The following is an 18,070-nucleotide window of genomic DNA, read 5'->3' on the forward strand; positions in this document are numbered from 1 at the left end:
GGCCACCCGCTCCGGGGAGGCTACGCCCTCCGGTCCGTCCCTGCCGCGCGCAGGCCCGGGTCCTTCGTTCCGTCCCTCGCCGCGCGGCGGTTCAGGGCTCTCGGCCCGACCCTCACCGCGCGCAGGTCCAAGCCCCCCGGCTCGACCTTCACCGCACACAGGCCCAGGCTCTCGCTCCGGCCCTCGCCGCGCGGTAGACCCACCCCTGCGATCCGCCCGCTGCCGGGCGCGGGTCCCGCCCCTCGGTTCGGCCCGCCCTCGCCGAGCCCGAATCCCGCCCTCGGCCCGGCCCCGCCCGCCCTCGGCGCACGCCCTCAACGGCCCGGCCCCCGGCCCGCAGATCACGCCCTCTCCCCGGTTGACCGTTTCTCGCTCTCGGCGTACGGCGTCCGGGAACTTCGCGGACCGTCCGCGCGCTTGCATACAGTGGCAGGACCGGCACGAACAGAGCGGTCTCAGCCACCGCATCCGCGATCGAAGGGACGTACATGCCCATGGGTCACACGGCCACAGCCGAGGCAGGCTCCGGCGGCCTGAAAGCGACCGAGCACCGCCTGGCCAACGGCCTGCGCGTGGTGCTCTCCGAGGATCACCTGACCCCGGTCGCGGCGGTGTGCCTCTGGTACGACGTCGGCTCCCGCCACGAAGTCAAGGGGCGTACCGGCCTGGCTCACCTTTTCGAGCACCTGATGTTCCAGGGCTCCGCCCAGGTGAAGGGCAACGGTCACTTCGAGCTGGTGCAGGGCGCCGGCGGCTCACTGAACGGCACCACCAGCTTCGAGCGCACCAACTACTTCGAGACCATGCCCGCCCACCAGCTGGAGCTCGCCCTCTGGCTGGAGGCCGACCGCATGGGCTCCCTGCTGGCCGCCCTGGACGAGGAGTCCATGGAGAACCAGCGGGACGTCGTCAAGAACGAGCGCCGCCAGCGCTACGACAACGTCCCCTACGGCACCGCCTTCGAGAAGCTGACCGCCCTGGCGTACCCGGAGGGCCACCCGTACCACCACACGCCGATCGGCTCGATGGCCGACCTGGACGCGGCGACCCTGGAGGACGCGCGGGAGTTCTTCCGCACCTACTACGCGCCCAACAACGCGGTCCTGTCGGTCGTCGGCGACATCGACCCCGAGCAGACCCTCGCCTGGATCGAGAAGTACTTCGGCTCCATCCCCTCCCACGACGGCAAGCCCGCCCCGCGTGACGGCACGCTGCCCGACATCATCGGCGAGCAGCTGCGCGAGGTCGTCGAGGAGGAGGTCCCCGCGCGCGCCCTGATGGCCGCCTACCGGCTCCCGCACGACGGCACGCGCGCGTGCGACGCGGCCGACCTGGCGCTGACCATCCTCGGCGGCGGCGAGTCCTCCCGCCTGTACAACCGGCTGGTCCGCCGGGACCGTACGGCCGTCGCGGCCGGCTTCGGGCTGCTCCGGCTGGCCGGGGCGCCCTCCCTGGGCTGGCTGGACGTGAAGACCTCCGGCGACGTGGAGGTGCCGGTCATCGAGACCGCCATCGACGAGGAGCTCGCCCGGTTCGCCGAGGAGGGCCCCACCGCCGAGGAGATGGAGCGCGCCCAGGCCCAGTTGGAGCGCGAGTGGCTGGACCGGCTCGGCACGGTCGCCGGCCGCGCCGACGAACTGTGCCGGTACGCCGTGCTGTTCGGTGACCCGCAGCTCGCCCTCACCGCCGTGCAGCGGGTGCTGGAGGTGACGCCCGAGGAGGTCCAGGAGATCGCCAAGGCCCGCCTGCGGCCCGACAACCGCGCGGTGCTCGTCTACGAGCCGATCACCCCCGAGCAGCCCGAGGACGTCGAGGGCACCGAGGACCCGGAATCCGCGGCGACCGTGGAAGCCGCCGACGCCACCGAGGAGGCGGCCAAGTGACCGAGCTGACCACCATGGACTTCCACCCCCAGCCGCAGCCCGGCGAGGCCAGGCCGTGGGCGTTCCCGGCCCCCACGCGCGGGACCCTCGACAACGGCCTGACGGTGCTGCGCTGCCACCGCCCCGGCCAGAAGGTCGTCGCCGTCGAGGTCCTCCTCGACGCCCCGCTGGACGCCGAGCCCGCCGGCCTGGACGGCGTCGCCACGATCATGGCGCGCGCCTTCTCCGAGGGCACCGACAAGCACTCCGCCGAGGAGTTCGCCGCCGAGCTGGAGCGCTGCGGCGCCACCCTCGACGCGCACGCCGACCACCCGGGCGTGCGGCTCAGCCTGGAGGTCCCGGCCTCCCGCCTGGCCAAGGGCCTCGGCCTGCTCGCCGACGCGCTGCGGGCGCCCGCCTTCGCCGACAGCGAGGTCGAGCGGCTGGTGCGCAACCGCCTGGACGAGATCCCGCACGAGCTGGCCAACCCCTCCCGGCGGGCCGCCAAGGAGCTGTCCCGGCAGCTGTTCCCGGCGACCTCGCGCATGTCGCGCCCGCGCCAGGGCACCGAGGAAACGGTCGCGAAGATCGACTCGGCGGCCGTGCGCACCTTCTACGAGCGGCACGTCCGCCCGGCCACGGCCACCGCCGTGGTGGTCGGCGACCTCACCGGCATCGACCTGGACGACCTGCTCGGCGACACCCTCGGCTCCTGGACCGGCACGCCCGGCGAGCCCCGGCCGGTGCCGCCGGTGACCGCCGACGACACCGGGCGCGTGGTCATCGTCGACCGCCCCGGCGCCGTCCAGACGCAGCTGCTCATCGGCCGTATCGGCCCCGACCGGCACGACCGCGTGTGGCCCGCGCAGGTGCTCGGGACGTACTGCCTGGGCGGCACCCTCACCTCCCGCCTGGACCGCGTGCTGCGCGAGGAGAAGGGCTACACCTACGGCGTGCGGGCGTTCGGCCAGGTGCTGCGGTCCGCGCCGGACGGCACGGGCGCCTCGATGCTCGCCATCAGCGGCTCGGTGGACACCCCGAACACCGGTCCGGCCCTGAAGGACCTCTGGACGGTGCTGCGCACGCTCGCCGCGGAGGGCCTGACCGACGCCGAGCGGGACGTCGCCGTGCAGAACCTGGTCGGCGTGGCGCCGCTGAAGTACGAGACGGCGGCGGCCGTCGCGAGCACGCTGGCCGACCAGGTCGAGCAGCACCTGCCCGACGACTACCAGGCGACGCTGTACCGGCAGCTGGCCGCGACCGGCACCGTCGAGGCCACCGCCGCGGTCGTCAACGCCTTCCCGGTGGACCGTCTGGTGACCGTCCTCGTCGGTGACGCGGCGCAGATCAAGGAGCCCGTGGAGGCCCTGGGCATCGGCGAAGTCACCGTCGTGACCGCCGAGTAGACGCCGCGGCGGCACACCCACGCCGAGCGCCGCGGCACATCCGCGCGGAGGGGCCCTGGTGACCGAAGCGTCACCGGGGCCCCTTGATGTCCGAATTGGGGCGGAGGTTGCCTGTCTGGCCTGTGGGATGCGCTACAAAACACCGCATCGGTTTGGCCTTTGGAGGCCGGCCGTCTTAGCGTCGTCCGGGCTGTTCGTCAGGCAGTGCGCCGCACCCGCGGCACCGGACAGTCATCGCCGAGTCCCCGTACGGCGCGAGCCAGGGGAGCCGGGGACCCAACCACGCAGTCCCTGGGGTGAATCGGACGCCCGCGCATCCGCGAGGGGGTCCGTAGGAGACCTTCCTGCTCCGAACCCGTCAGCTAACCCGGTAGGCGAGAGGGAAGGAAAGGACCAGCCACTACATGGCGTTCACGCGCGCCACCGGGAGGCATCGCCGTCCCGGCCGGATGCAGCGCTCCACCGCCCGCGCGGCGGGAGTCGCGGCGCTCACCACCACCGGCGTCTTCGGCACCCTGGCGAGCCCGGCGCTCGCCGCCGGGCCCGAGCCCGAGCAGACCGGCCTGCTGCCGGTCCTCACCATCGGCGACGAGGTCGCCGACCAGATCGACGCCCAGGCCGCCGCGCAGCAGCAGGCCGCCGAGCGGGCCGCCGCCGAGCGCGCGGCCGAGGCCGCCGCGATCAAGCGCGCCGAGGAGGCCGCCCGCGAGGCCCGCGAGGAGAAGGAGCGCGCCGCCCGCGAGGCCGAGCGCAAGCGCCTGAACACCTTCGTGCCGCCGATCTCCGGCTCCTACGTCTCCACCGGCTACCAGGCCGGCAGCTCCCTGTGGTCCTCCGGCAGCCACACCGGCGTCGACTTCCACGCCGCGACCGGCACCTCCGTCCACGCCGTCGGCGCCGGCACGGTCGTCGAGGCCGGCTGGGGCGGGGCGTACGGCAACCAGGTGGTCATCCGGATGCACGACGGCACGTACACCCAGTACGCGCACCTGTCCTCGATCGCCGTCTCCGCCGGCCAGACCGTCACCCCGGGCCAGCAGATCGGCCTGTCCGGCGCCACCGGCAACGTCACCGGCCCGCATCTGCACTTCGAGGCCCGTACGAGCCCGGAGTACGGCTCGGACATCGACCCGGTCGCGTACCTGCGCGCGCACGGCGTGAACATCTGAACATCTGACCCAGCACCCCGAAACGCTCCGAGCCCCGGCCCGCCCGCCGGGGCTTTCGGTGTTTCGGCCGCCCTCTTGTCCAAAAAATATCCATGGATTGCGGCCCGCCGTCGGAAATACCGCCCCATTGCCATAGAGTCGCTGAACACACGTCAATCGTCGACGTTTCACGGGGATTAAGGCGGAGGTCGGTCATGCGTATTCCGGCGCACTCGGTGTGCACGGCGATCCGGGACGACATCGTCGCGGGTGTCTACGAGCGCGGCAGCCGGCTCACCGAGGAACTGCTCGCCCGCCGCTACGGTGTCTCGCGCGTCCCCGTCCGGGAGGCGCTGCGCACGCTGGAGGCCGAGGGCTTCGTCGTGACCCGGCGCCACGCGGGCGCGTGCGTCGCCGAACCGACCGAGCAGGAGGCGGCCGACCTGCTGGAGATGCGCCTGCTGCTGGAGCCGCTGGGCGCCTCCCGCGCGGCGCAGCGGCGCACCGAGGCCCACCTGAAGGTGCTGCGCGGCCTGGTCCGGCTGGGCCAGGAGCGGGCCCGCCGCGGCCACAGCGACGACCTGCGCTCCCTGGACGGCTGGTTCCACGAGACGCTGGCGCAGGCCTCCGGCAGCCCCGCGCTCACCTCGGCGCTGACCCAGCTGCGGCACAAGATCGCCTGGATGTACACGGTGGAGGCGCCGACCGGACCGGCGGAGGCGTGGGCGGAGCACGGGGCGATCGTCGACGCCGTCGCGCGCGGCGACAGCGAACGCGCGCGGGCGGTCACCGCGCTGCACACCGAGCGCGCGAGCGCCGCGCACCGGCTGCGCTTCGGCCCGGGCGGCGAACGCCCGGAGCGTGTGAGGAATTCGCAACATGCCGTAAACATGTCGGGCCTGCGGCATTAACACGAGCGCCGTATACAAAGAACGGATATCCGGCGGGCGGGGTATTTCCTCTGCCCTTTTCGCCGTGCCCGTAATCACCTCAAGCGCGCGGCTCATCGGCTTTGCGTATGCCAGTAGTCCGATGTCGGTGCACCGGGGATCTGTCGCGCGCCGCGGCGGTCCGTCCGTAATCGGAGGCGGCCCGTGAATCAGCCGGAGAAAAGCGAAACCGCGCCGCCCGGAACGGGCGACGCGGTGACGCGTTGCGAGTGACGGCCTGCCGCGCGGGCGTCAGACGGTCTCGGGGAGCTCCTCCAGGCCCTCGGCGACCAGCTTGGCCAGGCGGTCCAGGGCGGCGTCCGCGCCCTCGGCGTCGGAGGCGAGGACGATCTCCTCGCCGCCCTGGGCGCCCAGGCCGAGCACGGCCAGCATGGAGGCCGCGTTGACCGGGTTGCCGCCGGCCTTGGCGATCGTGACCGGCACGCCTGCGGCCGTGGCGGCTCGGACGAAGATGGAGGCGGGGCGGGCGTGAAGGCCCTCGGCCCAGCCGACGTTGACGCGGCGCTCAGCCATGTGTTGCTGCCCTTCGGTGTTCAGGGTTGTCTAGACCAGTTTTCCATATCGCGAAGCATGCTCCCGGAGCGGACGTGCCCCCGGTCCATCGGGGGACGCCGCAATCCACCGGGTGGCGCCGGACCGCGGCCTCGGTCCGTGCTTCCGTCCTCACAGACTGCCCCGCGCCGTTGCCGGACGCGAGCCGTACTCTGGGGCCCATGCAGACCTCGTCGGACCGGCACGAGTACCCCGCCCACTGGGAAGCCGACGTGGTGCTGCGCGACGGCGGCACCGCGCGCGTCCGCCCCATCACCGTCGACGACGCGGAGCGCCTGGTCAGCTTCTACGAGCAGGTCTCGGACGAGTCGAAGTACTACCGCTTCTTCGCGCCCTACCCGCGCCTGTCCGCGAAGGACGTCCACCGCTTCACGCACCACGACTTCGTGGACCGGGTGGGACTCGCGGCCACGATCGGCGGCGAGTTCATCGCCACCGTACGCTACGACCGCATCGGGACGAACGGACTGCCCGCCTCCGCACCCGCCGACGAGGCCGAGGTCGCCTTCCTCGTGCAGGACGCCCACCAGGGCCGCGGCGTCGCCTCCGCCCTCCTGGAACACATCGCCGCCGTCGCCCGCGAGCGCGGCATCCGCCGCTTCGCCGCCGAGGTGCTGCCCGCCAACACCAAGATGATCAAGGTGTTCACGGACGCCGGGTACACCCAGAAGCGCAGCTTCGAGGACGGCGTCGTCCGCCTGGAACTGGACCTCGAACCCACCGACCGCTCCCTGGCCGTGCAGTACGCGCGCGAACAGCGCGCCGAGGCCCGGTCCGTGCAGCGGCTGCTCGCCCCCGGCTCGGTCGCCGTCGTCGGCGCGGGCCGCACCCCCGGCGGAGTGGGCCGCTCCGTGCTCGGCAACATCCGCGACGCCGGCTTCACCGGCCGCCTCCACGCGGTGAACCGCGCCCTGCCCGACGGGCTGAAGGAACTGGACGGCGTGCCGGCCTACCGCTCGGTGCGCGACATCGACGGCCCCGTCGACCTCGCGGTGATCGCCGTCCCCGCCGAGCAGGTCCCCGAGGTCGTCACCGAGTGCGGCGAGCACGGTGTCCAGGGGCTCGTCGTGATCTCCGCCGGATACGCCGAGAGCGGCCCCGACGGACGCGAACGCCAGCGCGCCCTCGTCCGCCACGCGCGCGCGTACGGGATGCGGATCATCGGGCCCAACGCCTTCGGGATCATCAACAACTCCCCGGAGGTCCGGCTCAACGCCTCCCTCGCCCCCGAGCCGCCCCGCCCCGGCCGGATCGGCCTGTTCGCCCAGTCCGGCGCCATCGGCATCGCCCTGCTGTCCCGCCTCCACCGGCGCGGCGGCGGCGTCACCGGGGTTACCGGCGTGTCCACCTTCGTCTCGTCGGGCAACCGCGCGGACGTCTCCGGCAACGACGTCCTGCAGTACTGGTACGACGACCCGGACACCGACGTCGTCCTGATGTACCTGGAGTCGATCGGCAACCCCCGCAAGTTCACCCGCCTGGCACGCCGTACGGCGGCGGCCAAGCCCCTCGTCGTGGTCCAGAGCGCCGGATCCGCCCCCCAGGGCCACGCGGTGCGCGCCACCCGGCTGCCGCACGCCACGGTGTCCGCGCTGCTGCGCCAGGCCGGCGTCATCCGCGTGAACACCATCACCGAACTGGTCGACACCGGCCTCCTGCTCGCCCGCCAGCCGCTCCCGCGCGGACCGCGCGTGGCCATCCTCGGCAACTCCGAGTCCCTCGGCGTGCTCACCTACGACGCCTGCCTCTCCGAGGGCCTGCGGCCCATGCCGCCCCTGGACCTGACGACCGCCGCCGGCCCGGAGGACTTCCGCGCGGCGCTCGCCCGGGCGCTGGCCGACGACACCTGCGACGCCGTCGTCGTCACGGCGATACCGGCGATCGGCGAGGAGTCCGCCGGGGACGCGGCGCTGGCCGAGGCACTGCGCTCCGCCGCCGAGCGGGCACCGTCCAAGCCGGTGCTGGTCGTGCACGTGGAACTCGGCGGCCTCGCGGAAGCCCTGTCGGCCGCCACCAGCACGGCCCCCCGCGCGCGTGCCGCCACCCCCGGCACCACCGCACCGGACACCGGACCCGACCCGCTGCCCGCCGCCCAGCCGCCCGGCGGCACCCGCCTCATCCCCGCCTACCCGGCCGCCGAACGTGCCGTCCGCGCCCTCGCCGAGGCCGTCAGGTACGCCGGCTGGCGCCGTGAGGCCGCCGACCCCGGCAAGGTGCCCGAGTACGAGGACATCGACGAGAAGGGCGCCGCCCGGCTGATCGACGGCCTCCTCACGCGCGGACAGGGCCTCACCCTCGGCGCCGAGGACACCTGCGAGCTGCTGGGCCGCTACGGCATCCGGGTCCGCCGCGCCCTGCCCGCCCCCACCCCCGAGGACGCCGTCACCGCCGCCCGCGCCCTCGGCTACCCGGTCGCCCTCAAGGCCACCGCCCCGCACCTGCGGCACCGCGCGGACCTGGGCGGCGTACGCCTCGACCTCGCCGACGAGGAACAACTGCGACGCGCCTACGCCGAGTTGACCGCTCTGTTCGGCTCGCCCGAGGAGCTGCGCCCGGTGGTGCAGGGCATGGCACCGCGCGGCGTGGACACCGTCGTACGGGCCGTGATCGACCCCGCCGCCGGAGCGGTGCTCTCCTTCGGCCTCGCCGGGGCGGCCTCCCAGCTGCTCGGCGACATGGCGCACCGGCTGATTCCGGTCACCGACCGCGAGGCCGCCTCCCTGATCCGCTCCATCCGGACCGCCCCGCTCCTGTTCGGCTGGCGCGGCTCGGCACCGGTGGACACCCCGGCCCTGGAGGAGCTGCTGCTGCGGGTCTCCCGGCTGGTCGACGACCACCCCGAGGTGGTCGCGGTCACCCTGGAACCGGTCGTCGTCGCCACCGAGGGCGTGAGCGTGCTCGGCGCCTCCGTACGCCTGGCCCCGCCCCCCGCCCGCGACGACCTGGGACCCCGCACGCTCCCCGCCTACTGAGACGTTCCCGACGGACCCGGAGCCCGCCGAGCGGTGCCTCGCAGTCAGTGCGCCACCGTAGGATGGACGGCATGGCCAAGACCAGTACGACGACCCAGGGGCTGCGTGCGGCGATCGAGCGCAGCGGCTACTACCCGGCCCTCGTGGCCGAGGCGGTGGAGGCCGCCGTGGGCGGCGAGCCCATCCGGTCGTATCTGGTCCACCAGGAGACGACGTTCGACCAGAACGAGGTCCGCCGCCACGTCACCGTGCTCGTGCTCACCGATACCCGCTTCATCGTCAGCCACACCGACGAGCAGGCCGCCGACAGTACGTCCCCGACGCCGTACGCCACCACCTCCACGGAGTCGGTGAAGCTCGGCCGGATCTCGTCCGTCGTGGTCAGCCGCGTGGTGTCCAACCCGGAGGCGTACACGCCGGGCACCCTCCCGCGCGAGGTGGTGCTCACCATCGGCTGGGGCGCCGTCTCCCGGATCGACCTGGAGCCCGCCGCCTGTGGCGACCCGAACTGCGACGCCGACCACGGCTACACCGGCAGCTCGACGGCGGACGACCTCAGCCTGCGCGTCAGCGAGGCCGGGGACGGCCCGGAGACCGTGCGCCAGGCGCTCGCCTTCGCGCAGGCCATCTCCGAGGCGACCGCGGACCCGACGCGCTGATGGTGCAGCCGCCCGCCGCCTGGGACCCCCATCCGGAACCCCTCGCCGTCGACTCCGCCCCGCTGCCCGAGTACGGCACCGGCTCGCTCGCCGACCTGCTGCCCACGCTGGCCGCCGGCCTGGGCGTGCCCGGCATGACGGCCGCCATCCCCGAGCTGACCCCCGCCGACCGGAACTGCGTGTTCCTGATCGACGGCCTCGGCTGGGAACAGCTGAGGGCACACCCGGACGAGGCCCCGTTCCTCACCTCGCTCCTCGCCTCCTCGCGCGGCGGCACCGGCCGCCCGCTGACCACCGGCTACCCGGCGACCACGGCCACGTCCCTGGCCTCCGTCGGCACCGGCCTGCCGCCGGGCGTCCACGGCCTGCCCGGCTACACCGTGCGGGATCCGGCCACCGGCGCGCTGATGAACCAGCTGCGCTGGCAGCCGTGGACCGAGCCGAGCGCCTGGCAGCCGTACCCCACCGTCTTCGACCTGGCCGACCGCGCGGGCGTGCACGCCGCGCAGGTCTCCTCCCCGGCGTTCGCGAGCACCCCGCTGACCAAGGTCGCGCTCAGCGGCGGCACCTTCCACGGGCGGCTGTCCGGCGAGGAGCGCATGGACCTCGCGGCCGAGCAGCTGGCCGCCGGCGACCGCAGCCTGGTCTACACGTACTACGCCGAGGTCGACGGCGCCGGCCACCGCTTCGGCGTCGACTCCGACACCTGGCGCGGCCAGCTGATGTACGTCGACCGCCTGGTCCAGCGCCTCGCCGAGCAGCTGCCGCCGCGCAGCGCGCTGTACGTCACCGCCGACCACGGCATGGTCGACGTGCCCTTCGACGAGCAGCACCGCATCGACTTCGACGAGGACTGGGAGCTGCGCGCGGGGGTCGCCCTGCTGGGCGGCGAGGGCCGCGCCCGGCACGTCTACGCGGTCCCCGGCGCCGAGAACGACGTCCTGACCTGCTGGCGCGAAGTGCTCGGCGAGCAGTTCTGGGTGGCCTCGCGGGACGAGGCGATCGCCGCCGGCTGGTTCGGGCCGCAGGTCGACGAACGGGTGTACGGGCGCATCGGCGACGTCGTCGCGGCCGCGCGGGACGACGTTCTGATCATCGCCTCGGAGCGGGAGCCCAACGAGTCGGCGATGGTCGGCAACCACGGCTCGATGACCCCGGCGGAGCAGCTGGTCCCGCTGCTCGAAGTACGCTCCTGAAGGGCTGAGGCGCCCCACCATGACGATCTCGCCGAAAGGTGCTCACCCTCCCATGCCCGAGCTGGTCTTCTTCTCCGGAACGATGGACTGCGGGAAGTCGACGCTGGCTCTCCAGATCGAGCACAACCGCTCCGCGCGCGGCCTGCAGGGCATGATCTTCACGCGCGACGACCGCGCGGGCGAGGGCAAGCTGTCCTCCCGGCTCGGCCTGGTCACCGACGCGGTCGAGGTCGAGGACGGCATGGACCTCTACGCCTACCTGGTCGACCACCTCTCGCACGGCGGCCGCGCGGACTACGTGATCGCGGACGAGGCGCAGTTCCTCGCGCCGGAGCAGATCGACCAACTCGCGCGCGTGGTCGACGACCTGGGGCTCGACGTGTACGCCTTCGGCATCACCACCGACTTCCGCACCAAGCTCTTCCCCGGCTCCCAGCGCCTGGTGGAGCTGGCCGACCGCGTGGAGGTGCTCCAGGTCGAGGCCCTGTGCTGGTGCGGTGCCCGCGCGACGCACAACGCCCGCACGATAGGCGGGGAGATGGTCGTCGAGGGCGCCCAGGTCGTCGTCGGCGACGTGAACCAGTCGGAGGCCGTCGGCTACGAGGTGCTGTGCCGCCGCCACCACCGCCGCCGGATGACCGCCGCGACGGCCCGCGCGGCGGCACTGTCCCCGGACGTCCTGCCGGTGCCGCACACCTGACCCGCGGGGCAGGGCCGGGTCAGCGGGCGCGCTGCAGCAGGCAGAAGAGCGCGCCCTCGGGGTCGGCCACCGTGGCCACCCGGCCCCGCTCGCCGTCCTCGGCGTCCTTCAGGACGTGCCCGCCCAGCCCGACCAGCCGCTCCACGGCCTCGTCGGCGTCCGCGACCTCGAAGTACGTCAGCCAGTGCGGACCCCGGTCCCGGGGCAGGGCGCTGCCCAGGCCGTGGATGCCCGCGACCGGCCGGCCGCCGACGCAGAGCGTCACGTAGTCGACGTCGGCGCTCACCAGCGGCTCCTCCTCGTGGCCGAAGACGCTCTTGTAGAACTTGGCGACGGTCGCCGACTCGTAGGTCAGCAGCTCGTTCCAGGCGGGGGTGCCGGGCACCCCCGACAGGGCCGTGCCCTGGTGCGCCGCCGCCTGCCAGATCCCGAACACGGCGCCGGAAGGGTCGGAGCCGATCGCCAGCCGCCCGGCCTCCCCGGCGTCGAGCGGGCCCACGCCGATCGTGCCGCCGCACAACCGCGCGGTCTCCGCCGTCTGCCCGGCGTCGTCGGAGGCGAGGTACGGCGTCCAGGCGACCGGGAGATGCCGGTCCGGCGGCAGCTGCCCGATGCCCGCCACCTCACGGCCGTCCAGCAGGGCCCGCACAGAGGGGCCGAGCTGCCCGGGTCCGGGGCGGAACTCCCAGCCGAACAGGGCGCCGTAGAACTCCTGGGTCGCCGCCACCGCGTGCACCATCAGGCTCACCCAGCAGGGCGTGCCGGGCGCGTACCGGGCGTGATCGCCGGCCCGGCCGGCCGGGCCCCGTGCCTCGGTCATCGTCACTCTCTCCTCGGCCCCTCGCGGCGCCGCGTCGCTTCCGCTCTCCGGACCCACGAGCCGATGCTCGCACCACCCCGGGTGCCACGCGCTTCGGGCGCGCCGCATCTCGTCCGGTCACCGGAGAATGTCCGATCTGCGATGTCCCGCCCGTTTCGGGGGGATGGCCCACGGATGTCGATCGGTGGTACCCGGGGCGCCACTGCACGTGCCCGATCCCGTACACGCCGTGATCAGGGCTGCTTGGCGGAGCAGAGTAGCCGGACATGGACGCCTCGGCCACCCCGTGCGCGAGGATGGTCGGCATGAACGCCATCATTTCCGCATCCGCCCTGGCCGCTGAACTGGCGGGGGAGAAGCCGCCGGTGCTGCTCGACGTCCGCTGGCAGCTCAGCCTGGCCAGGACGGCGGGCGAGCCGCCCTTCGACGGCCGGGCAGCGTACGAGGCCGGGCACATTCCGGGGGCCGTCTACGTCGACCTGGACCGGGAGCTGGCCGGGGAGCCGGGGGAGCGCGGCCGTCATCCGCTGCCCGGTCTCGCGGAGTTCGGCGCGGCGATGCGCCGCGCGGGTGTGTCCTCCGGGCGGCCGGTCGTCGTCTACGACGGCGGTCAGGGCTGGGCCGCCGCCCGTGCCTGGTGGATGCTGCGCTGGACGGGTCACCCGGACGTGCGGGTCCTGGACGGCGGGTTGCCGTCCTGGCAGGGCCCGTTGTCCCAGGACACCCCTTCCCCCGAGGAGGGCGACTTCCGGCCGGTCCCCGGCACCGGCCTGCTGGACGCCGACGGCGCCGCCGCGCTCGCCCGCTCCGGAGTCCTGTTCGACGCCCGCGCGGCGGAGCGGTACCGCGGTGACGTCGAGCCCATCGACCGGGTCGGCGGCCACATCCCGGGCGCGGTGTCCGCCCCCACCACCGAGAACGTGACCGCCGACGGCCGCTTCCTGCCCGCCGAGGACCTGCGGGCCCGCTTCGAGGCTCTGGGCGCCTCTAAGGGCACCGAGGTCGGCGTGTACTGCGGCTCGGGCGTCTCCGGCGCCCACGAGGTCCTGGCCCTCGCCGTGGCGGGCATCCCGGCGGCCCTGTACGTGGGTTCCTGGTCGGAGTGGTCCGCGGACCCGGAGCGACCGGTGGCGGTGGGCCCGGACCCGCAGTAGTGCGTCGGCGCGCGGGGCCGGGGGGAGGGGAGAGCGGGGCGGAGTGCACCGCGCGGGGCAAGTGCGGGCGGGCTCAGGCAGGTACGGGCGGGCGCAGGCGGTACGGGCGGATGCGCGGCAGCGCGAGGGGGCGCGCGTCACGCCCGAGCGCCTCGGGCGGCCTCCGCGCGCCCGGAGGCCTCCGCGCGTCGGGCGGTGCGGAAGGCCGGTCCGGGCCCGGCGGGGGCTACCCACGCGCGTGCGGCGAGAGGTTCCCGCCCGACTCCCGACTCCCGACTCCGGGCGCCAGGAGCCCTCTTGAGCCACGGACGGGTGAGGCGGCGGCAGACGGCTGACGGCTGAAGCCCCCGACGCCCGCCCGCAACACGACCGGGCCCGCGCCGTTCCCGGCGCGGGCCCGATGCGCGTACGGCCTTGCTACTCCTGCTTCTTGCGTCGCGTGCCGAAGACGATCTCGTCCCAGCTGGGCACGGCCGCCCGGCGGCCCGGGCGGACGCCGTCGGCCTCGGCCTGGCGGTCGGTGGCGCCGATGAGGCGGTCGCGGTGGCTGCCCACCGACCGGGGCATGAGGACGTCGGCGTAGGCGGAACCGGCCGAGGCGGCGGGCGCCGGCGGCTCCTCCACCGCGGGCTCGTCGTCGGGTTCGTCGGAGGGATCGGTGGCCCGCTCGGGCACCACCAGGTCACCTCTGAAGCTCGGCACGGCCTCCAGCAGGCTGGTCAGCGAGTCCCGCTCGCCGGCGCTCTCCTCCACCGGTTCGGGCGCGGGGGCGGGCAGGCTCGGCCGCTCCCGGTCCCGGTCGAGGGACCCGGCCAGGGTGCGGTCGCGCGGCAGCCGGGCGATCCGCGGCACGAACGGCAGGCTGGGTTCGGGCGCGCCGAGGTCGTCGGACTCCCCGATCAGCGAGCGCGCCTCGTCGTCGACGGCCTGGACGAGTCGCCGGGGCGGGTCGTACGTCCAGCTCGCCGAGTGCGGCTCGCCCGCGACGCGGTAGACCAGCAGCACCTCCCAGGTGCCGTCGTCGCGGCGCCAGGAGTCCCACTGGACGGTGTCCTTCTCGGCACCGCGCAGCAGCAGCCGCTCCTGGACGGCCTCGCCGAGGAGCGGGCCGGAGTTCTCGCCGGGGCGGCGGACCGGGGTCTTGCGGGCCCGCTCGGCCATGAAGGCGCGCTCGGCCAGCACGGGACCCTCGAAGCGGCGCACGCGGTCGACCGGGATGCCGGCCATCTGGGCGACCTCTTCCGCCGTCGCACCCGCGCGTATACGCGCCTGGATGTCACGGGGGCGGAGATGGCTCTCCACCTCGATCTCGATCTGGCCGAGGCGGGGACGGTCGCCGCGCACGGCGGCGCGGAGCCGTTCGTCGATCGGAAGCGTGTACTCCGTGCTGTCCGCAGCCTTCAGCACCAGCCGTGTGCCGTCATTGGAGACGGCCACGACACGCAGTTCGGGCATGGGGACCTCCCGGGTGGTGCCTGCCGACGTCACGTGCGTCGCTGCTTCCGCTAGTCGAGTGTGGCCTGCCCGGGTGCAGCCTGCCACAACCTTGCCGAGTTGCCCGGCGTGTCGGGCGCCGGCCCTGGATCGCCGTTATGGCACGGTTACCGATTCGCCACGCTCAGTGACCAACTCCGTCACCCTGTGCAACAAGCCCCCTCCCGGCGGTCCTTCACGGCCCCGGACACCCTGGCGGGAGACCGGACCCAGGGCTCGCAACAGTACTCCATTTGGGCCACGTGCGTGGATTGGCGCGCCGCCGAACTTCGCGCCGAACGCGGGACTTGGCCATTCCTGGCCAATTTTCTTGATCGAAAACGTGGCGTACTTCACGGAATCGCCGGAATCGAAGTTCACCGTTTCGACCGTACGTCCCCTTCTTGTGCGACACGTCGAGCTGGTGCGGGAAAGGCAGGCAAGGCCCGGAAAAGCGCGAAAGGCCCGATGTCGCCCCCGAGTCGGACCCCGGACGTGACGGCCGCCGCCGCACCGCGTGAGGCACGGGAGCGGAGAGGGGCGCGCGAGCAAGCGCCGCCCGCCCCCGGCGAGTTCACCGCGGGACCTTTCACCGCGCGCGGGTGCGGGGCCGGTGACGTCCGGTGCACGTGACGGCCCCGTCCGTCACTCGCCCAGCACCCGGCGCAAGTAGTCGTTCTGGAACCGCCGTTCCGGGTCCAGCCGGTCCCGGAGCGCCGTGAACTCGGCGAACCGCGGATAGACACCGGCGAGGTACTCCGCGTCGCGCGTGTGCAGCTTGCCCCAGTGCGGCCGCCCCTCGTACGCGGTGAAGATCCGCTCGGCGGCGGTGAAGTACCGCTGGTAGGGCGTGCCGCGGAACATGTGGACGGCGACGTACGCGCTGTCCCGGCCGGACGCCGTGGACAGGGTGATGTCGTCGGCCGGGGCGGTGCGCACCTCGACCGGGAAGCTGATCCGCAGCCGGGAGCGGTCGACCATCGCCTTCAGCTCGCGCAGGACGTCCACCACGGCCTCGCGCGGGACGGCGTACTCCATCTCCACGAAGCGCACCCGGCGCGGGGAGGTGAAGACCTTGTAGGGGATGTCGGTGTAGCTCCGCGCGGACAGCGCCCTGCTGGAGATCCGGGCGATGGCGGGGATGGTGGCCGGGGCCGCGCGGCCGACCCAGTTGGCCGCCTGGAAGACGCCGTTGGACAGGAACTCGTCCTCGAACCAGCCCTTGACCCGGCTCACCGGCTGCTCCGGGCCGGCGCTGCGGTTGTTGCGCTTGGTGTTCGTGTTGCCCGTGTGGGGGAACCAGTAGAACTCGAAGTGTTCGTTCTCGGCCCACAGCTGCTCGAACTCGGCGAGCACCCGGGCCAGCGGCATCGGCTCCTCGCGCGCGTGGAGCAGGAAAACGGGCTCGACGGCGAAGGTGAGGGCGGTGACGACACCCAGGGCGCCCAGGCCGATCCGGGCCGCCGCGAAGATCTCCGGGTTCTCCGTCTCGGAGCAGGTGAGCACCGAGCCGTCGGCCGTGACCAGCTCCAGGGCCCTGATCTGGGCGGCGATCGAACCGGATTCGCGGCCGGTGCCGTGGGTGCCGGTGCTGGTGGCCCCGGAGACGGTCTGCTCCATGATGTCGCCCATGTTGGCCAGCGACAGTCCCTCGCGGGCCAGGGCCACGTTGAGCCGCTTGAGCGGGGTGCCGGCCTCGACCGTGACGGTGCCGGCCGCGCGGTCGATCCCGCGGATCCCGGCCAGCAGCGGGGGCCGTATCAGCACGCCGTCGGTGGCGGCGATGGACGTGAAGGAGTGTCCGGAGCCGACGGCCTTCACCCGCAGGCCGTCCTCGGCGGCCGCGCGCACCGCCGCCGCCAGCTCCTCCACGGACGCCGGAGTGACCTCCCGCGCGGGGCGTGCCGTGACGTTGCCGCCCCAGTTACGCCACGTGCCGTTCTTCCCGCTCGCTGTGCTGCTCAACGGTGCCTCCCCGACCCGGAGCCGGCCGCTTGAGCCGGCGGTAACCGAGGAAACCGACCGCGACCGCGACGGCCCCGGACACGGCCGGGACCCCGTACCCGGCGCGCGCGCCGGCCGCGTCGATCACCCAGCCGGCCACCGAGGAGCCGAGTGCGACCCCCACCGCGAGACCGGTGCTCACCCAGGTCATGCCCTCGGTCAACTGCGCGCGTGGTACGTGCTCTTCGATGAGGGACATCGTCGTGATCATCGTGGGAGCGATGGACAGGCCCGCGACGAAGAGCGCCACGGCCAGAAACGGCAGGTTTCCGACCAGTAGGAGGGGGATCATACTCACGGCCATCGCACACACGCCCAGCAGCCAGCGCGGTTCGGGCGCCCCCTTGAAGCGCAGCAGCCCGAACACGGCGCCCGCCGCACAGGAGCCCGCCGCGTACAGCGCGAGGACGAGGCTGGCTGCGCCCTTGTGCCCCTGCTCGTCGGCGAAGGCCACCGTGACCACGTCCACGGCTCCGAAGATCGCGCCGGTCGCCACGAAGGTGGTGACCAGGACCTGCAGTCCGGGGGAGCGCAGCGCGCTGCGGCCGCCGCCGTGCTCCGCGCGCGGATGCGGCTCGGGCTCGGTGGCGCGCTGCGCGGTCAGCCAGAACACGCCCACCGCGAGGAAGCAGCCGGCCAGCAGCGGGCCGGCCTCCGGGAACCAGGCCGTGGACAGACCGATCGAGATGATCGGGCCGAAGATGAAGCAGATCTCGTCCACCACGGACTCGAACGAGTACGCGGTGTGCAGCTGCGGGGTGCCCCGGTACACGGCCGCCCACCGGGCCCGGATCATCGCGCCGACGCTCGGCACGCAGCCGATGCCGACGCAGGCGACGAACAGCACCCAGTCCGGCCACCGGTAGTGCGCGGCGAACAGCAGCAGGGTGCCCGCGGCGAGCGACAGCAGGGTCGCCGGACGCAGCACCCGCCGCTGTCCGTACTGGTCCACCAGCCGGGACACCTGCGGGCCCACCACCGCCGCGGCCAGCGCGATCGTCGCCGACAGCGCGCCCGCCAGGCCGTACCGCCCGGTCAGCTGGGAGATCATCGTGACGACGCCGATGCCCATCATGGACAGCGGCATCCGGCCGAGGAAGCCGGCGGCGGAGAACGCCTTGGAGCCGGGGGCGGCGAACAGGGCGCGGTAAGGGCTGGGCACAGGCTCTCCGGC

General features: G+C 73.7%; 14 protein-coding genes and 1 riboswitch. Of the genes, 9 read left to right on the forward strand and 5 right to left on the reverse strand.

The features are described from left to right. Positions 1-488 precede the first annotated feature (488 nt). The 4 genes from G7Z13_RS26350 to G7Z13_RS26365 all read left to right on the forward strand — a co-directional run bounded on the left by G7Z13_RS26350 (position 489) and on the right by G7Z13_RS26365 (position 5,327). Positions 489-1,883, forward strand: coding sequence for a pitrilysin family protein (locus G7Z13_RS26350; protein WP_166002706.1), 1,395 nt, complete (start codon positions 489-491; stop codon positions 1,881-1,883). Continuing rightward, positions 1,880-3,268, forward strand: a complete 1,389-nt coding sequence (locus tag G7Z13_RS26355; protein ID WP_166002707.1) for a pitrilysin family protein — start codon at positions 1,880-1,882, stop codon at positions 3,266-3,268. Before G7Z13_RS26350 ends, G7Z13_RS26355 begins: the two co-directional genes overlap by 4 nt. Before the next feature lie 225 nt (positions 3,269-3,493). Further along, positions 3,494-3,660: riboswitch (cyclic di-AMP (ydaO/yuaA leader) on the forward strand. 12 nt (positions 3,661-3,672) lie between these two features. Beyond that, entirely contained in the window at positions 3,673-4,437 is a 765-nt protein-coding gene (locus G7Z13_RS26360) for a M23 family metallopeptidase (RefSeq protein WP_166002708.1), read from the forward strand. Positions 4,438-4,631: 194 nt separating this feature from the next. Next, complete coding sequence (locus tag G7Z13_RS26365; RefSeq protein ID WP_166002709.1) at positions 4,632-5,327, forward strand: GntR family transcriptional regulator; 696 nt, start codon at positions 4,632-4,634, stop codon at positions 5,325-5,327. 270 nt (positions 5,328-5,597) lie between these two features. On the opposite strand, the gene G7Z13_RS26370 is transcribed toward G7Z13_RS26365, so the two are convergent. Continuing rightward, the gene (locus G7Z13_RS26370) at positions 5,598-5,879 is read right to left on the reverse strand and encodes an HPr family phosphocarrier protein (protein WP_030563197.1); all 282 of its coding nucleotides are present in this window, start codon (positions 5,877-5,879) and stop codon (positions 5,598-5,600) included. A gap of 200 nt (positions 5,880-6,079) precedes the next feature. Here G7Z13_RS26370 and G7Z13_RS26380 point away from each other — a divergent pair, with 200 nt between their 5' ends. The 4 genes from G7Z13_RS26380 (at position 6,080) to G7Z13_RS26395 (ending at position 11,445) form a co-directional block, all read left to right on the forward strand. Then, complete coding sequence (locus tag G7Z13_RS26380; protein ID WP_166002710.1) at positions 6,080-8,890, forward strand: bifunctional GNAT family N-acetyltransferase/acetate--CoA ligase family protein; 2,811 nt, start codon at positions 6,080-6,082, stop codon at positions 8,888-8,890. Positions 8,891-8,952: 62 nt separating this feature from the next. Further along, positions 8,953-9,549, forward strand: a complete 597-nt coding sequence (locus tag G7Z13_RS26385) for a DUF5998 family protein (protein WP_166005302.1) — start codon at positions 8,953-8,955, stop codon at positions 9,547-9,549. Then, on the forward strand, positions 9,549-10,745 hold the full coding sequence (locus G7Z13_RS26390; protein ID WP_166002711.1) for a nucleotide pyrophosphatase/phosphodiesterase family protein: 1,197 nt from the start codon (positions 9,549-9,551) through the stop codon (positions 10,743-10,745). Before G7Z13_RS26385 ends, G7Z13_RS26390 begins: the two co-directional genes overlap by 1 nt. Positions 10,746-10,797: 52 nt before the next feature. Next, positions 10,798-11,445 (forward strand): thymidine kinase, encoded by a 648-nt coding sequence (locus tag G7Z13_RS26395; protein ID WP_166002712.1) that lies wholly within the window; start codon positions 10,798-10,800, stop codon positions 11,443-11,445. 19 nt (positions 11,446-11,464) lie between these two features. On the opposite strand, the gene G7Z13_RS26400 is transcribed toward G7Z13_RS26395, so the two are convergent. Further along, a complete protein-coding gene (locus tag G7Z13_RS26400; RefSeq protein ID WP_166002713.1) occupies positions 11,465-12,265 on the reverse strand; it encodes a VOC family protein in 801 nt (266 codons plus the stop codon). A gap of 305 nt (positions 12,266-12,570) precedes the next feature. Here G7Z13_RS26400 and G7Z13_RS26405 point away from each other — a divergent pair, with 305 nt between their 5' ends. Continuing rightward, positions 12,571-13,419 (forward strand): sulfurtransferase, encoded by an 849-nt coding sequence (locus G7Z13_RS26405; protein WP_166002714.1) that lies wholly within the window; start codon positions 12,571-12,573, stop codon positions 13,417-13,419. 417 nt (positions 13,420-13,836) lie between these two features. Here the strand turns inward: G7Z13_RS26405 and sepH are convergent, their stop codons facing one another. From sepH to G7Z13_RS26420, 3 genes are all read right to left on the reverse strand, one after another. Then, the gene (sepH, locus tag G7Z13_RS26410) at positions 13,837-14,874 is read right to left on the reverse strand and encodes a septation protein SepH (protein WP_166002715.1); all 1,038 of its coding nucleotides are present in this window, start codon (positions 14,872-14,874) and stop codon (positions 13,837-13,839) included. 663 nt (positions 14,875-15,537) lie between these two features. Further along, complete coding sequence (locus G7Z13_RS26415; RefSeq protein WP_166002716.1) at positions 15,538-16,857, reverse strand: D-arabinono-1,4-lactone oxidase; 1,320 nt, start codon at positions 16,855-16,857, stop codon at positions 15,538-15,540. Next, complete coding sequence (locus tag G7Z13_RS26420; protein WP_166002717.1) at positions 16,817-18,058, reverse strand: MFS transporter; 1,242 nt, start codon at positions 18,056-18,058, stop codon at positions 16,817-16,819. Before G7Z13_RS26420 ends, G7Z13_RS26415 begins: the two co-directional genes overlap by 41 nt. Between the last annotated feature and the right edge of the window lie 12 nt (positions 18,059-18,070).

Origin of the sequence: Streptomyces sp. JB150 (genome assembly GCF_011193355.1) — a bacterium.
In the GTDB taxonomy this organism is placed as follows: domain Bacteria; phylum Actinomycetota; class Actinomycetes; order Streptomycetales; family Streptomycetaceae; genus Streptomyces.

Excerpts from the sequence above, each read along its gene's own strand:
- G7Z13_RS26385 (WP_166005302.1), top strand. The coding sequence starts at position 8,953 with ATGGACGGCATGGCCAAGACCAGTACGACGACCCAGGGGCTGCGTGCG.
- G7Z13_RS26360 (WP_166002708.1), top strand. The coding sequence starts at position 3,673 with ATGGCGTTCACGCGCGCCACCGGGAGGCATCGCCGTCCCGGCCGGATG.
- G7Z13_RS26350 (WP_166002706.1), top strand. The coding sequence starts at position 489 with ATGCCCATGGGTCACACGGCCACAGCCGAGGCAGGCTCCGGCGGCCTG.
- G7Z13_RS26365 (WP_166002709.1), top strand. The coding sequence starts at position 4,632 with ATGCGTATTCCGGCGCACTCGGTGTGCACGGCGATCCGGGACGACATC.
- sepH (WP_166002715.1), bottom strand. The coding sequence starts at position 14,874 with ATGCCCGAACTGCGTGTCGTGGCCGTCTCCAATGACGGCACACGGCTG.
- G7Z13_RS26395 (WP_166002712.1), top strand. The coding sequence starts at position 10,798 with ATGCCCGAGCTGGTCTTCTTCTCCGGAACGATGGACTGCGGGAAGTCG.
- G7Z13_RS26370 (WP_030563197.1), bottom strand. The coding sequence starts at position 5,879 with ATGGCTGAGCGCCGCGTCAACGTCGGCTGGGCCGAGGGCCTTCACGCC.
- G7Z13_RS26400 (WP_166002713.1), bottom strand. The coding sequence starts at position 12,265 with ATGACCGAGGCACGGGGCCCGGCCGGCCGGGCCGGCGATCACGCCCGG.
- G7Z13_RS26390 (WP_166002711.1), top strand. The coding sequence starts at position 9,549 with ATGGTGCAGCCGCCCGCCGCCTGGGACCCCCATCCGGAACCCCTCGCC.
- G7Z13_RS26405 (WP_166002714.1), top strand. The coding sequence starts at position 12,571 with ATGAACGCCATCATTTCCGCATCCGCCCTGGCCGCTGAACTGGCGGGG.
- G7Z13_RS26380 (WP_166002710.1), top strand. The coding sequence starts at position 6,080 with ATGCAGACCTCGTCGGACCGGCACGAGTACCCCGCCCACTGGGAAGCC.